The organism is Streptomyces sp. Edi2 (assembly GCF_040253635.1).
Lineage (GTDB): Bacteria > Actinomycetota > Actinomycetes > Streptomycetales > Streptomycetaceae > Streptomyces.
Map to the genome: position 1 here is coordinate 6,250,223 of NZ_JBEJGX010000003.1, position 12,935 is coordinate 6,263,157.

General features: G+C 72.6%; 9 protein-coding genes. 4 read left to right on the forward strand and 5 right to left on the reverse strand.

Annotation, left to right across the window (positions count from 1 at the left end; translation table 11 throughout):
- Nucleotides 1–114 precede the first annotated feature (114 nt).
- The 3 genes from ABR737_RS30980 to mce form a co-directional block, all read right to left on the reverse strand.
- Nucleotides 115–1,053, reverse strand: coding sequence for a coiled-coil domain-containing protein (locus ABR737_RS30980; protein ID WP_350254016.1), 939 nt, complete (start codon nt 1,051–1,053; stop codon nt 115–117).
- A 113-nt stretch (nt 1,054–1,166) separates the two neighbouring features.
- The gene (gene scy, locus ABR737_RS30985) at nt 1,167–5,417 is read right to left on the reverse strand and encodes a polarized growth protein Scy (protein ID WP_350254017.1); all 4,251 of its coding nucleotides are present in this window, start codon (nt 5,415–5,417) and stop codon (nt 1,167–1,169) included.
- A 208-nt stretch (nt 5,418–5,625) separates the two neighbouring features.
- The gene (gene mce / locus ABR737_RS30990; protein WP_350254019.1) at nt 5,626–6,066 is read right to left on the reverse strand and encodes a methylmalonyl-CoA epimerase; all 441 of its coding nucleotides are present in this window, start codon (nt 6,064–6,066) and stop codon (nt 5,626–5,628) included.
- A 174-nt stretch (nt 6,067–6,240) separates the two neighbouring features.
- Between mce and ABR737_RS30995 the strand changes: the two genes are divergently transcribed.
- Nucleotides 6,241–7,416, forward strand: coding sequence for an acetyl-CoA C-acetyltransferase (locus ABR737_RS30995; RefSeq protein ID WP_350256990.1), 1,176 nt, complete (start codon nt 6,241–6,243; stop codon nt 7,414–7,416).
- Nucleotides 7,417–7,487: 71 nt separating this feature from the next.
- Nucleotides 7,488–8,447 carry a methylmalonyl Co-A mutase-associated GTPase MeaB gene (gene meaB, locus ABR737_RS31000; protein WP_030981966.1) on the forward strand — a complete coding sequence of 320 codons (960 nt, stop codon included), beginning with the start codon at nt 7,488–7,490 and terminating at the stop codon, nt 8,445–8,447.
- Nucleotides 8,448–9,413: 966 nt separating this feature from the next.
- On the opposite strand, the gene ABR737_RS31005 is transcribed toward meaB, so the two are convergent.
- Complete coding sequence (locus ABR737_RS31005) at nt 9,414–10,124, reverse strand: PepSY domain-containing protein (RefSeq protein WP_350254021.1); 711 nt, start codon at nt 10,122–10,124, stop codon at nt 9,414–9,416.
- A gap of 110 nt (nt 10,125–10,234) precedes the next feature.
- Between ABR737_RS31005 and ABR737_RS31010 the strand changes: the two genes are divergently transcribed.
- On the forward strand, nt 10,235–10,948 hold the full coding sequence (locus tag ABR737_RS31010) for a response regulator transcription factor (protein WP_350254022.1): 714 nt from the start codon (nt 10,235–10,237) through the stop codon (nt 10,946–10,948).
- Nucleotides 10,941–12,368 (forward strand): sensor histidine kinase, encoded by a 1,428-nt coding sequence (locus ABR737_RS31015; protein WP_350254024.1) that lies wholly within the window; start codon nt 10,941–10,943, stop codon nt 12,366–12,368. The genes ABR737_RS31010 and ABR737_RS31015 overlap by 8 nt, the downstream gene beginning before the upstream one ends.
- Before the next feature lie 57 nt (nt 12,369–12,425).
- Here the strand turns inward: ABR737_RS31015 and ABR737_RS31020 are convergent, their stop codons facing one another.
- Nucleotides 12,426–12,902 (reverse strand): MarR family winged helix-turn-helix transcriptional regulator, encoded by a 477-nt coding sequence (locus ABR737_RS31020; protein WP_350254025.1) that lies wholly within the window; start codon nt 12,900–12,902, stop codon nt 12,426–12,428.
- Between the last annotated feature and the right edge of the window lie 33 nt (nt 12,903–12,935).

Here is a 12,935-nt window from a genome sequence, read left to right on the forward strand (position 1 = left end):
CCCGCACCGCCACAGAGGCGGTACGGGGGCGCGGTCCGGACCGGCGCGAAACCTGCCCGGTGGCACCACCCGGCGTTGGCCGGGGGAGGGGCAGCGGGTCGGTGGTCCGGCGGGTCAGCGGGTCTGCTGGGCGGGGACGCCGTGCGAGGCGGTCTCGTCCTCGCCGGGGGCGCCGGCCGCGGCCACCGCCGCACCGGTCAGCGTCGCCAGCATCTCGCGGACGTTGGTCAGCTGGGCGTTGATCGAGTCGCGGCGGTTGGTCAGCGCCGCCAGCTCGCGCTCGGATTCGCTGCGGATACGATCCGCCTTGGCATTGGCGTCCGCCACGATGTCCTCGGCCTGGCGCTGCGCGGTCTCCACCGTCTGGCGGGCCCGGCGCTCCGCGTCCGTCCGCAGCTTCTCGGCCTCCAGGCGGAGCTGCTCGGCGCGGTGCTCGATCTCCGCGAGCCGCTTCTCGGCCTTGGCCTGACGCGAGGCCAGGTCGCGCTCGGACTGCTCACGGCGCTTGGCGAGGTTGGTCTCGAAGTCCGCTGCGGCCTGGGCGGCCTTGGCGCGGGTCTCCTCGAAGAGGGAGTCCGCCTCCTCGCGCTTGGACTGCGCGTCCTTCTGCGCCTCGGCGCGCAGCGTGGCCGCCTCGCCCTTGGCCTTCTCGACGATCCGGGAGCCCTCGTCCTCCGCCTTCGCCTTCCGGTCGGTGGCGAACTGCTCGGCGTCGTTACGGACCTGCTGGGCGGCCGACTCGGCCAGCTCACGGTGCTGCTCGGCGGCCCGGCGGGCCTCTTCGCGCAGATCCTTCGCCTCCTCTTCGGCGAGGCGGAGGATCTTCTCCACGCGCGCACCGAGGCCCGCGTAAGACGGTTCGGCGTCATTGACCTGCGCCTGGGCGTTCTGCGTTTCGAGGTGCAGCTCCTCGATCCGCTTTTCCAGCGACGTGATGCGGGCCAGCGCGCTGTCGCGGTCGGCGACGAGCTTCGTAATGCGGTCATCCACCTGACCGCGGTCGTACCCACGCCGCACGAGCTCGAAGCCGAAGGGGGAGGAAGTGTCGCTCATGGGGTTCCTGTCGAAGAGACCGGTGAGGTGATAAGGAGAATCCTAGGGGCCATCACGGCGTGTCATCGAGTCATTGCCGGTTTGATCTGGAGAATGACCCCTCATTTGAGTGGCTACCCTTCAGACTGCTTGCCACTCGAACGAGTTGCCCCCGCGCCCGCGGCCGCCTTCACCCCGCCGCCCTTGCCTTCCCCGTTTCCGCCGGGTGCCTCGAACGACTCCAGCGCCTCCAGAACGTCCTGAACGCGGCTGATTTCGGCGTTGATGTCCTCGCGCCGGCGCACCAGGACCTCCAGCTCCCGCTTGCCCTCGTCCACGATCCGGGTGGCCTCCGCCTCGGCCTCGCCGCGCATCCGCTCCGCGTCGCGCACCGCCTCGGCCTTCTTGTTCTCGGCCTCCTTGATCAGGCCCTCGGCCTTCTTCACCGCCGAGATCCGGACCTTGCTCGCCTCGCTGTTGGCGTCCGCCACCATCCGGTCGGCCTTCTCCTCGGCCTCCACCTGCTGGGCGGTGGCCTGCGCGATGAGCTTGTCGACCCGTTCGCCGGCGTTCTTCATCGTCTCCGCGGACTCCCGGCGGGCCCGCTCGTGCAGCTCCTCGACCTCGGACTCGATCCGCTGGCGCAGCTCCTCGGCGCGCTCCCGGATGCCCGTGGCGTCGCCGCGGGCCTCTTCCAGCAGCGTGTTCGCGTCCGTACGGGCTTTCTCCACCCGGGCATTGCCGTCGGCCGTCGCCTCCGCGAGGAGCCGGTCGGCCTCCGTGCGGGCCGCGCCGACCATCGTGTCGGCCTGCTCCTCGGCGGCGGTGGCGGCCTTCAGGGCCTCCTCCTGGGCCTTGGCGACGAGCTGGTCCGCCTGCTCGGCCGCGTCCCCGCGGCGCTTGGCGGCGTCCTTGCGCGCCTCGTCGATCAGCCGGTCCGCCTCCTGCTGCGCTTGTGCCCTGGTCCGCTCGGCCGCCGCCTCGGCGTCCTCCTTGACCTTCGCGGACTCGCCGCGGGTGCGGGTGGCGTGCTCCTGGGCGGCGGTGACCGTCTCGGCCGCGTCCGTGCGCAGCCGGTCCGCCTCCGCGGTGGCCGTCGCGACCATGCGGTCCGCCTGCTCGCGGGCATCGGCCCGGGTGCGGTCCGCGTCCCGTTCGGCGTCCGCGGTCGTCTCCGCCGCGTCCGCGCGCAGCCGCTCCGCCTCGGTCGCGGCCTCCGACATCAGCTGGTCGGCCTGCTCGGCCGCGTCCGAGCGGGTCTTGTTGGCCGCCTCGCGCGCCTGGTCGCCGGTGTGCTCGGCGTCGAGACGGGCCTTCTCCAGCGCCTCGGCCGCCTCGGCCCGCAGCCGCTCGGCCGCCTCGGTCGCCTTCGCCACCAGGGTCTGCGCCTGCTGCTCGCCCTCGGCCCGCAGCCGCTCGGCGTTCTGCCGGGCCTCCTGGACCGTACGGTCCGCGTCGTCCTGCGCCGACGAGGTCAGCTCGGTCGCCTCGGTGACGATCCGTTCGGCCTCGGCGCGGGACTCGGTGATCAAGCGGTCGGCCTGCTCGGCGGCGTCCGAGCGCATCCGGTTCGCGTCGTTGCGCGCCTCCGCACGGGCCCGTGCCGCATCCTGCTCGCCCGCGGTCAGCGCGTCCGAGGCGTCGGTGCGCAGCTGCTGTGCCTTCGCCGTGGCGTCCGCGACCAGCTTCTCGGCCTGCGCGGTGGCCTGGGCCACCAGCCGGTCGGCCTGCTCGGCGGCCGCGGACCGTGCCGTATCGGCCTCCCGGCGTGCCTCGTCCAGGACACCGGCCGCCTCCGTGCGGAGCGCGTCGGCCTCCTCGATGGCCTCGGAAACCGCCCGCTCCGCCAGGGACTTCGCGGCCTCCTGGGCCTCCTGGGCCTCCTGCCGCGCCCGGGCGGCGTCCTGCGAGGCGCGCTCCCGCTCCTCGTAGGCGTCCTTGCGGACCCGGTCCGCCTCGTCCTGTGCCTCGGCCTTGGTGCGCTCCGCGGCATGCTCGGCCGCCGAACGCAGTCCGGCGATCTCTTCACCGGCCTGCTCGTGCAGCCCCGCGACCGCGTCCCGCACCTGCTGTGCGGTCTGCTCGGCCGCCGCCACCAACTCGCTCGCGCGCCGGTCCGCTTCCTCGACCAGCCGCTCGGCTTCCTCCTGCGCCTCGCCCACCCGCGTACGGGCCGCGGACAGCAGCTCTTCGCTCTGCTCGCGCGCCGCGGTCCGCTCCTGGTGGGCCTCCTCGCGGGCCTCGCCCAGCAGCTGCTCGGCCTCCCGGCGCCGCCGCGCGGCCTCCTCCTGGGCCGCGGCCAGCGCCTGCGCCGCCTCCGCGCCGGTGCGCTCCGCGGCCGTCGCGGCCTCGGCACGCACCCGATCCGCGGTCTCCTGCGCCTCCGCCTTCAGCCGCTCCGCCTCGGCCGACGCCTCGCTGCGCAGCCGCGTCGCCACCGACTCGGCGTCGGCACGTGCCGTCGAGGCGTCGGACGCGGCCTCCGTGCGCAGCCGTTCGGCCTCCTCCTCGGCCTGCTGCGTCAGCAGCCGGCGCCGCTCGGCCGACTCCGCCTTGAGGCGGGCCGCCTCCTCCTGCGTCTCCCGGCGCAGCCGCTCCGCCTCCGCGCGGGCACCGCGCAGCGACTCCTCGGCGGCGGTGACCTTCTCCTCCGCCTCGCCGTGCAGCCGGTCCAGCTCGGCCTGCGCCCCGGTCCGCAGCTCCTCCGCGGCCTCCTCGGCCGCCACGCGCAGCCGCGCGGCGGACTCCTCGGCCTCGGTGGTCACCATCTCCGCGGCCTGGGCGCCCTCGGTCAGCAGCTCCTCGGCCTCCGAACGGGCCCGCTCCAGCGCCTCCTCGGCCTGCCGGCGCAGCGCCGTGGCGCGCTCGATGGCCTCCGTCCGCACCCGCTCGCTCTCCGCGACGGCTCCCGAACGGGTCTCCTCGGCATCGGCCTTGGCCTTGGCCAGCAGCTCCTCGGCGGAGCCGGCCGCCTCCTCGATCTGCTGGACCGCCTCCCGGCGGGCCTCGCTGCGGATCCGCTCGCCCTCGGCGACCGCGTCCGCGCGCAGCTGCTCGGCCTCGCCGCGCAGCCGCCGTGCCTCCTCCTGGAGTTCGGCGGTCTTGGCGCGGTACTCCTTGGTGTCGTCCTTCGCCGCGCCCTTGAGCTGGGCCGCGGTGTCATGCGCCTCTTCGCGCAGCCGGTCCGCCTCGGCCTCGGCCTCGCTGCGCAGCCGTTCGGCCTCCTCCGCGGCCGCCTTGGTGGTGGCCTTGGCGTCCTCGGAGGCCTTGGTCAGCACCTCCTCGGCGGTGCGTGCGGCCTTCGCCAGCTGTGCCGCGGCGTCCTCCGACGCCTGGGACCGGGCGGCCTCCTGCGCCTCGGCGATCAGCCGGTCGGCCTCCGCGCGGGCGTCCTCGCGCAGTTGCTCGGCCTCGGCCTTGAGCGCTTCGGCGTCCTTGGTGGCCTCGCCGACCAGCCGCGCGATCTCCGCCTTGGCCGTACGGGTGCGCTGCTCGTTGTCCGACTCGGCCGCCGTCAGCCGCTTGGTGGCGCTCTGCTGCGCCTCCTCGACCAGCTTCTCGGCCTCGGCGCGCGCCTCGCGCAGCGCCTTGTCGGCCTCCTGGACGCGGGTCTCGGCGGTGCGGGTCAGCTCCGCGGCCTGCCGGCGGGCCTCCTCCGACTCGGTGCCGACGCTGGTCCGCAGCTGCTCGGCCTGATCGGTGGCCTCCTGGGCCTGGTTGGAGGCGGCGTTCAGCAGCCGCTCGGCGTCCGTACGGGCGCGGCGCAGGATGCTTTCCGCTTCGGTACGGGCCTCCTCGGCCGCGGTGCCGAGCCGTTCACGGGCGCGTTCGGCCAGCCGCTGCGCCTCGTCCCGTGCGGCCGACAGCGCCTGTTCGGCCTCCCGGCGGGACTCCTCCATCAGCCGGCGGGCCTGCGACTCCGTCCGGGCACGCAGCTGTTCGGCCCAGGCGACGTTCTCGTTGACGTGCGATTCGACGGTCTGCCGGCGCTCGTTGAGCTCTTCGTCGAGCCGCTGGCGGCGGGTGACCGCCTCGGCGTGCAGCTCGGCCTCCAGCCGGGACTGCCGCTCGGCCTGCTCCTGCAGCAGCCGCTGGGTCTGCGCCCGGGCCTCGCGCAGCTCGCGCTCGGCGTCCGTACGGAGTTGGTCCGCCTGGATCTGCGCATTGCGCAGCAGCTGCTCGGCCTGATGACTGACGTTGTCGTAGGCAGGACGGGTCGCGAGGTTGCGGCGCGCCTCATGGAGCTTGGCGCGCAGCACCTCGACCTGGTAGCCGAGGTCGTCGGCGTGCTGGACGGCCTTGTCCCGCTCGCTCTTCAGCCGCTCCATCTCGGCCTCGAACTGCGAGAGGTGGTCGTCAGCCTCGTAGCGGTCGTTGCCCCGCACTGCGCGGTCCCATCCGTCCCCTGGTCATGGTGGCGGCCGTCTCCGGTCCTGCGGTGCTCGTCCCGTACACGTCACGTCGTACCGGACTCGCGCCCATCGGAGCTGACCCTTCCGAAGAAATGGTGTCAGATCATCGGCAGAGTATGGACCGAGCCCCACTCCCTTACCCCGGCCGAAGCAGCACTCTACCGGCCGGGGAAGGTGAAGGTCAGTGCTCTTCGGAGGTGGCGGGCGCCGCGGTGACGAGTTCGGTGAGCACTCCGTGACAATCCTTGGGGTGCAGGAAGGTGATCCGGGACCCCATCGAACCCGTCCTGGGCTCGTCGTAGAGGACCCGGACGCCCTTGCCGCGGATGGCCTCGGAGTCGTCGTCCACGTCCGCGGTGCCGAAGGCGATGTGATGGACGCCCTCGCCGTTCTTGGCAAGCCACTTGCCCACCGCGGAGTCCTCGCGGGTGGGCTCCAGGAGCTGCAGATACGAGGCGCCGCCGTCCGACGTCCCGTTGATCTTGATCATGGCTTCCCGGACTCCCTGCTCCTCGTTGACCTCGGTGTGGAACACCTCGAAGCCGTACGTGGCACGGTAGAACTCGACAGTCTTGTCGAGGTCGAAACAGGCGATCCCGATGTGGTCGATTCGCGTCAGCATGGCTCCAGTGCACCCCTCGCATGGCCGGTTACGCAACGTGCGCGCGATCACACCCGCTTGCCGGTGACCCGCGGCGTACCGCTCAGTACATTGACCGGTAACCCTCGTTAACTTCCCTGCAAAGGAAGGCCGCACCGCATGTCTGCAACGAACGGCACGAACGGCAGCACCTCAGTGATCGTGGCGGGAGCGCGCACCCCCATGGGGCGGCTCCTGGGATCCCTGCGGACCTTCTCCGGCGCGGACCTGGGCGGTGTCGCCATCAAGGCGGCGCTGGACCGGGCGGGCATCGGCGGCGACCAGGTGCAGTACGTGATCATGGGCCAGGTGCTCCAGGCCGGGGCGGGGCAGATCCCGGCGCGCCAGGCGGCCGTGAAGGCCGGCATCCCCATGAACGTCCCCGCGCTGACCGTCAACAAGGTCTGCCTCTCCGGTCTCGACGCCATCGCGCTGGCCGACCAGCTCATCCGTGCGGGTGAGTTCGACGTCATCGTCGCCGGTGGCCAGGAGTCCATGACCAACGCCCCGCACCTGCTTCCGAAGTCCCGCGAGGGCTTCAAGTACGGCGCCGTCGAGATGCTCGACGCGATGGCCCACGACGGCCTCACCGACGCCTTCGAAGACATCGCAATGGGCGAGTCGACGGAGAAGCACAACACCCGTTTGGGCATCGCCCGGCCGGAGCAGGACGAGGTCGCCGCGCGCTCTCACCAGCGGGCCGCCGCCGCCCAGAAGAACGGGCTCTTCGAGGCCGAGATCACCCCCGTGGAGATCCCGCAGCGCAAGGGCGAGCCGGTCGTCTTCAGCAAGGACGAGGGCATCCGGGGCGAAACCACCGCGGAATCGCTCGGCAAGCTCCGGCCGGCCTTCGCCAAGGACGGCACGATCACCGCCGGCACCTCCTCGCAGATCTCCGACGGTGCGGCCGCCGTCGTCGTCATGAGCAAGGCCAAGGCCGAGGAGCTCGGTCTCGAATGGATCGCGGAGATCGGTGCCCACGGCAATGTCGCCGGCCCCGACAACTCGCTCCAGTCCCAGCCCTCCAATGCGATCAACCACGCGCTGGGCAAGGACGGGCTGACCGTCGCCGATCTTGACCTGATCGAGATCAACGAGGCGTTCGCGGCCGTCGCCGTGCAGTCGATGAAGGACCTCGGGGTGTCCCCGGAAAAGGTGAATGTCAACGGCGGCGCCATTGCGCTGGGTCACCCGATCGGGATGTCCGGAGCCCGCATCGTGCTGCATCTCGCGCTGGAGCTGCGCCGGCGGGGCGGTGGCGTGGGTGCCGCCGCGCTCTGTGGCGGCGGCGGTCAGGGCGACGCGCTGATCATTCGCGTACCGGGTAAGTAACCGAGTGCCCGTACGCGCACGCGTACGGGCGGGCCGATTCGCGGACCGCGAACCGAAGGAGCCGAGCGGCGATGGTGGACGTCCCACAGCTGGTGGAGCAGGCACGGCAGGGCCGGCCGAGGGCCGTGGCCCGGCTGATCTCCCTCGTGGAGGGGGCGTCACCGGAGCTGCGCGAGGTGATGGCGGCCCTGGCGCCGCTCACCGGCAATGCCTATGTGGTCGGGCTGACCGGCTCGCCCGGCGTCGGCAAGTCCACCACCACCTCCGCGCTGGTGACGGCGTACCGCAAGACGGGCAAACGGGTCGGCGTCCTTGCCGTCGACCCGTCCTCGCCGTTCTCCGGGGGCGCGCTGCTCGGCGACCGGGTACGGATGAGCGAGCACGCCTCGGATCCCGGCGTCTACATCCGCTCGATGGCCACCCGCGGTCATCTGGGCGGCCTGGCGTGGGCCGCGCCGCAGGCGATCCGGGTGCTGGACGCGGCGGGCTGCGACGTCGTCCTCGTCGAGACGGTCGGCGTCGGCCAGTCCGAGGTGGAGATCGCCTCGCAGGCCGACACCAGCGTGGTGCTGCTCGCGCCCGGCATGGGCGACGGCATCCAGGCGGCCAAGGCCGGAATCCTCGAGATCGGCGACGTCTACGTCGTCAACAAGGCCGACCGGGACGGCGCCGACGCCACGGCCCGCGAGCTCAACCACATGCTGGGGCTGGGCGAATCCCGTACGCCCGGTGACTGGCGGCCGCCGATCGTCAAGACGGTCGCGGCGCGGGGCGAGGGTGTCGACGAGGTCGTCGAGGCGCTGGAGAAGCACCGGGCCTGGATGGAGGAGCGGGGCGTCCTGGCCGAGCGGCGGCGTTCCCGGGCGGCGCATGAGGTCGAGACGATCGCGGTCACGGCGCTGCGGGAGCGGATCGGGGATCTGCGGGGGGATCGGCGGCTGGATGCGTTGGCGGAGCGGATCGTTTCCGGTGAGACGGATCCGTATCGGGCGGCGGATGAGTTGGTCGACGGGCTGACGAACGGGGACTGAGGCCGTTTGTTTGTCTGCGGCTGTGTCGTGGCTGGGCGCGCAGTTCCCCGCGCCCCTTTTGGGGCGTGGTCGATGCCAGCCGGTTTTTGGCGGCCTGGTCTGTTGGGGCTGGCGCCTTTGCGGGGTTCGTGGGTACCGCGGGGGCCGGAGGGGACGCACCGGAACCCGTCCTCGGCGCGGGCGCATCTGGTACGTGGGAGAGATCGACCCGGCGTTCGCTCCGGTCCTGCGGGCGGGTCCCGGTACATTCCCTCCGGCCTTCGTCCGTTCCCGTCTGCCGCCCGGTGGCACCGTCCGTCACCGATCGCAAGCGCATGCCGGCTTCGGCCAAGGAGCACCTGGGGCGGTGTCGGCCGGGCGACGACGGCCGGATGACGACGGCTGGGCGGCCGACAACCTGCTTGCCCGCTCGGCCAGTGCCTGCCAAGGCCTGGTCGGCTCAGACCTGGCTGTTGTGGCTCGGACCCGGTGGTTGCCCGGTGTCCTGCCAATGCCTGGGCGCGGCTTGGGCCTGGTGGTTGCCCCTGTCCTGCCGAGGGGGGAGCGGGTGTTGGCCGTAACAGTCATCGGTATGGCGGGACAGTCGCCAACGGACGGCGGTCGGAGGGGATGTCCGGTGCCCCGCCCGCAGGACCGGAGCGAACGCCGGGGCAACCTATGTCACGTACCAGATCCGCCCGCGCCGTGGGGGCACCTCCCGGCCGAAGGCTGGGGGAGGGGTACCGGGCGTCCCCTCCGGCCCCCCAACCCACAACGACTGGGCGAAACGGCCCCAGCCACCGGCAACCCGCACCGGGTCCAAGCAGCGAAGCAACCTCGTGACCGGCCGCAGCCACAGGCAAGGTGTCAGTGGTCCGGCCGCGCAGCGACCACGTGTCCGGGCTGAGCCTCGAACGGCCGTGGCGCCACGACAACGGCCCCCGCCCACAACAGGGTGGGCGAGGGCCGGGGTGAGCGGGGCGGGGCTCAGTCGTCCGCGCCGTCGTTGTCGTCGTCGTCCGTGTCGTGCGCCGGAGCGGCGCTCAGGGTGCCGGACTGCGGGTCGACCAGGAACTTGTGCTCCTTGCCGTCCTTGGTGAGCGTTTCGACCTCCCAGGCGGCCTTGCCACGGTGGTCGTCGTCCAGTTCGACGGACGTCACCTTGCCGTGCGAGGCGGCGGTGCGGGCGGCGGCCGCGGCGTCGGTCCTGGCGTTCTTGGCGGCGGCCTGCTCCTGGGCGTCGTCGTCATCCCCGCGGTCGACGTGCTGGTTCAGCACCCGCGCATTGCCCGCGTCGAGGGTGATCTCGTGCGACTTGCCGTCCTTGCCCAGCACATCCGCGTCCCAGACCAGGCCGGGGCGGTCCGCGTCCAGGTCGAGGCCGGTCAGGGTGCCGGGGACGGCCTTCAGCGCGGCGGCCGCGGCGTCCGGTGCGCTCACCTTGGCGGCGTTGGCCTCGCGGATCTCCTCCTGGCCGTTCGCGTCGTCGTCCTGCATCGGGATGCTGGAGCGGCCGTCCTGCACCTGCGCCGTGCCCGAGGCCTGCGGACCCGCGTGCTGGGCGGCCGTCCGGGCCGGGAGCTGCCCGCCGGAGGCGTTGGCGGAGCCGGCGCCGTTGCCCACCGCGACGGCGGTGACCGTACCGCCCGCGACGAGTGCGGCGGCCGCGGCGGTGGCGATGATCAGATGGCGCTTCATGTGTGTTCTCCCCTTGCGATCGGCTGTGTCCACACACTCGCTGAACGAAGCTGAAGGGGACCTGAAGGAGCCTGAAAGGGGCTTCAGGAAAGCGATGGCATGGTGAACGCATGCACCCGCCTGTCACCCGCCACAGCCCGCCCGGAGGCGCGCGCCGCCCGTTCCGTCTGCTGATCGTGGAGGACGAGAAGCGGCTTGCCCTGTCGCTGGCCAAGGGCCTGATGGCCGAGGGGTACGCGGTGGACGTGGTGCACGACGGCCGGGAGGGGCTGCGCCGGGCGGCGGCGGACGGCTATGACCTGATCGTGCTCGACATCATGCTGCCGGGGATGAACGGCTACCGGGTGTGCGGGGCGCTGCGGGCCGCAGGCCACGACGTGCCGGTGCTGATGCTGACGGCCAAGGACGGCGAGTACGACGAGGCCGAGGGGCTGGACACCGGGGCGGATGACTATCTGACCAAGCCGTTCTCGTATGTGGTGCTGGTGGCACGGGTGAAGGCGCTGCTGCGCCGGCACGGCCGCAGTGCGCTGCCGGTGCTGCGGGTGGGGTCGCTGACCATCGACCAGGGCGCGCAGCGGGTGGAGCGGGACGGCGGAGAAGTGACGCTGACGGCGAAGGAGTTCGCCGTGCTGGAGCAGCTGGCGCTGCGGGCGGGCGAGGTGGTCTCCAAGGCAGAGATCCTGGAGCACGTCTGGGACTTCGCCTATGAGGGCGATGTCAACATCATCGAGGTGTACGTGAGTGCACTGCGGCGCAAGCTCGGTGCCGGGCACATCGTGACGGTGCGCGGTGCCGGATACCGGCTGGTGGCGGGTGAGTAGGGCGCTGGGCTCCGTACGGGCCAGGGCGGCGGCCGGCGCGACCGCGGTGGTGGCGCTGGCGCTGATCGCGGCGGGGACGGCGGTGCTGCTGGTGCTGCGCGGCAATCTGCAGGACCAGGCCGGGCTGCGGGCCAACCTCGCGGCGCGGGAGGTGGCCTCGCAGATCGCGACGGGCACGGCGTACGACAAGCTGAAGCTGCCGGAGGGTGAGGACGGTCCGGTGGTGGTCGCCGATGACGACGGACGGGTGCTGGCGGCCGGCGAAGACGTGCGGGCCGTCGACGGGAAACCGGTGGGCGGCGCGCGGCAGAAGCCGGACACGGGGAGCGTCGGGCCGGGTACGCCGGGGGAGGACGACGACGATGACGACGACCGCAGCGGGCTCGAACCCGGTGAGGTCGATCGGGACGTCCACTACCGGGACGGGACCGCGAACGTCGACGGGAAGGTGGCCGACTACCGGTTCGCAGTGGCCGAGGCCAAGGACACCCGGGGCGAGGAGGCGACGGTGCGGGCAGGGGCGGCGCTGGCGCCGGAGCGGGAGGCCGTGGGCTCGGTGCGCGACGCCATGCTGATCGGGCTGCCGCTGCTGCTCGTGGTGGTGGCGGGGGTGACCTGGCTGGTGACCCGGCGGGCGCTGCGGCCGGTGGAGGGGATCCGCGGGGAGATGGCCGCGATCACGGCGAGTACGGATCTGAGCCGCCGGGTGCCGGTGCCGTCGTCGCAGGACGAGGTCGGCCGGCTGGCGCGGACGACCAACGAGACGCTGGCGGCGCTGGAGTCGTCCGTGGAGCGGCAGCGGCGGTTCGTCGCGGACGCCTCGCACGAGCTGCGCAGCCCGATCGCGAGTCTGCGGACCCAGTTGGAAGTGGGGGTGGCGCATCCGGAGTTGCTGGATGTGCCGGGTGCGGTGGAGGACACCGTACGGCTGCAGCGGCTGGCGGCGGATCTGCTGTTGCTGGCGCGCCTGGATGCGGGGGAGCGGCCTGCGGACGCCCGGGTCGATCTGGCGGCGATGGTGCGCGAGGAGAGCTCGCAGCGGGTCGCGGACCGGATCCCGGTGCACGTCGGGGAGCTGGCGGGCGCAGAAGTGGCCGGGTCGCGCGGTCAGTTGGCGCGGGTGCTGGGGAACCTGCTCGACAATGCGCAGCGGCATGCCGCCGGGGCCGTGCGGGTGGCCGTGGTGCGTGAGGGGGAGTGGGTGGTGCTGCGGGTCGGGGACGACGGGCCCGGGGTGCCGGAAGACGAGCGGGAGCGGATCTTCGAGCGGTTCGTACGGCTCGATGACGCGCGGGCGCGGGACGACGGCGGGGCAGGGCTGGGGCTGGCCATCGCGCGGGACGTGGCGGTGCGGCACGGCGGCTCGCTGGGCGTGCGCACGGGGTCGGTATTCGAGCTGCGGCTGCCGGTGGCCGGCTGATCCGGCGAGGCCCTGGCCGCCCGGCCCCGGCCCGGTCAGGGGGCCGAGGCCGGCCGGTCAGAGGCCGCCGCGCTCCTTGCGGAGGTGTTCGGCGACGGGGCCGAGGGAGGTGCGGAGCGCCTGCAGGTCCTCGGTGCTGAACAGGTCGATGAAGTGCTTGCGGACCGAGGCGACATGGTGCGGGGCGACCCGGCGCATGGTGTCCCAGCCTTCGTCGGTGAGCACGGCGTAGAGGCCACGGCGGTCCGACTCGCAGCTCTCACGGCGCACCAGGCCGGCGTTCTCCATCCGGGTGATCTGGTGCGAGAGGCGACTCTTGGACTGCAGCGTGCTGGCTGCCAGGTCGCTCATCCGGAGGCGTCGGTCCTCGGCCTCGGAGAGGTTGACCAGGATCTCGTAGTCGTTGTTCGTCAGGCCGAACGGCTGCAGATCACGCTCGAGTTGGTGCATCAGCAGCCTGCTGACGTCCAGGTGGGTGCGCCAGGCACACTGCTCCTGGTCGGTCAGCCAGGGGGTGTCACTGTCGGTCGTCATGGAATGATTCTACCCGTAAAAGTTGAATAGTGA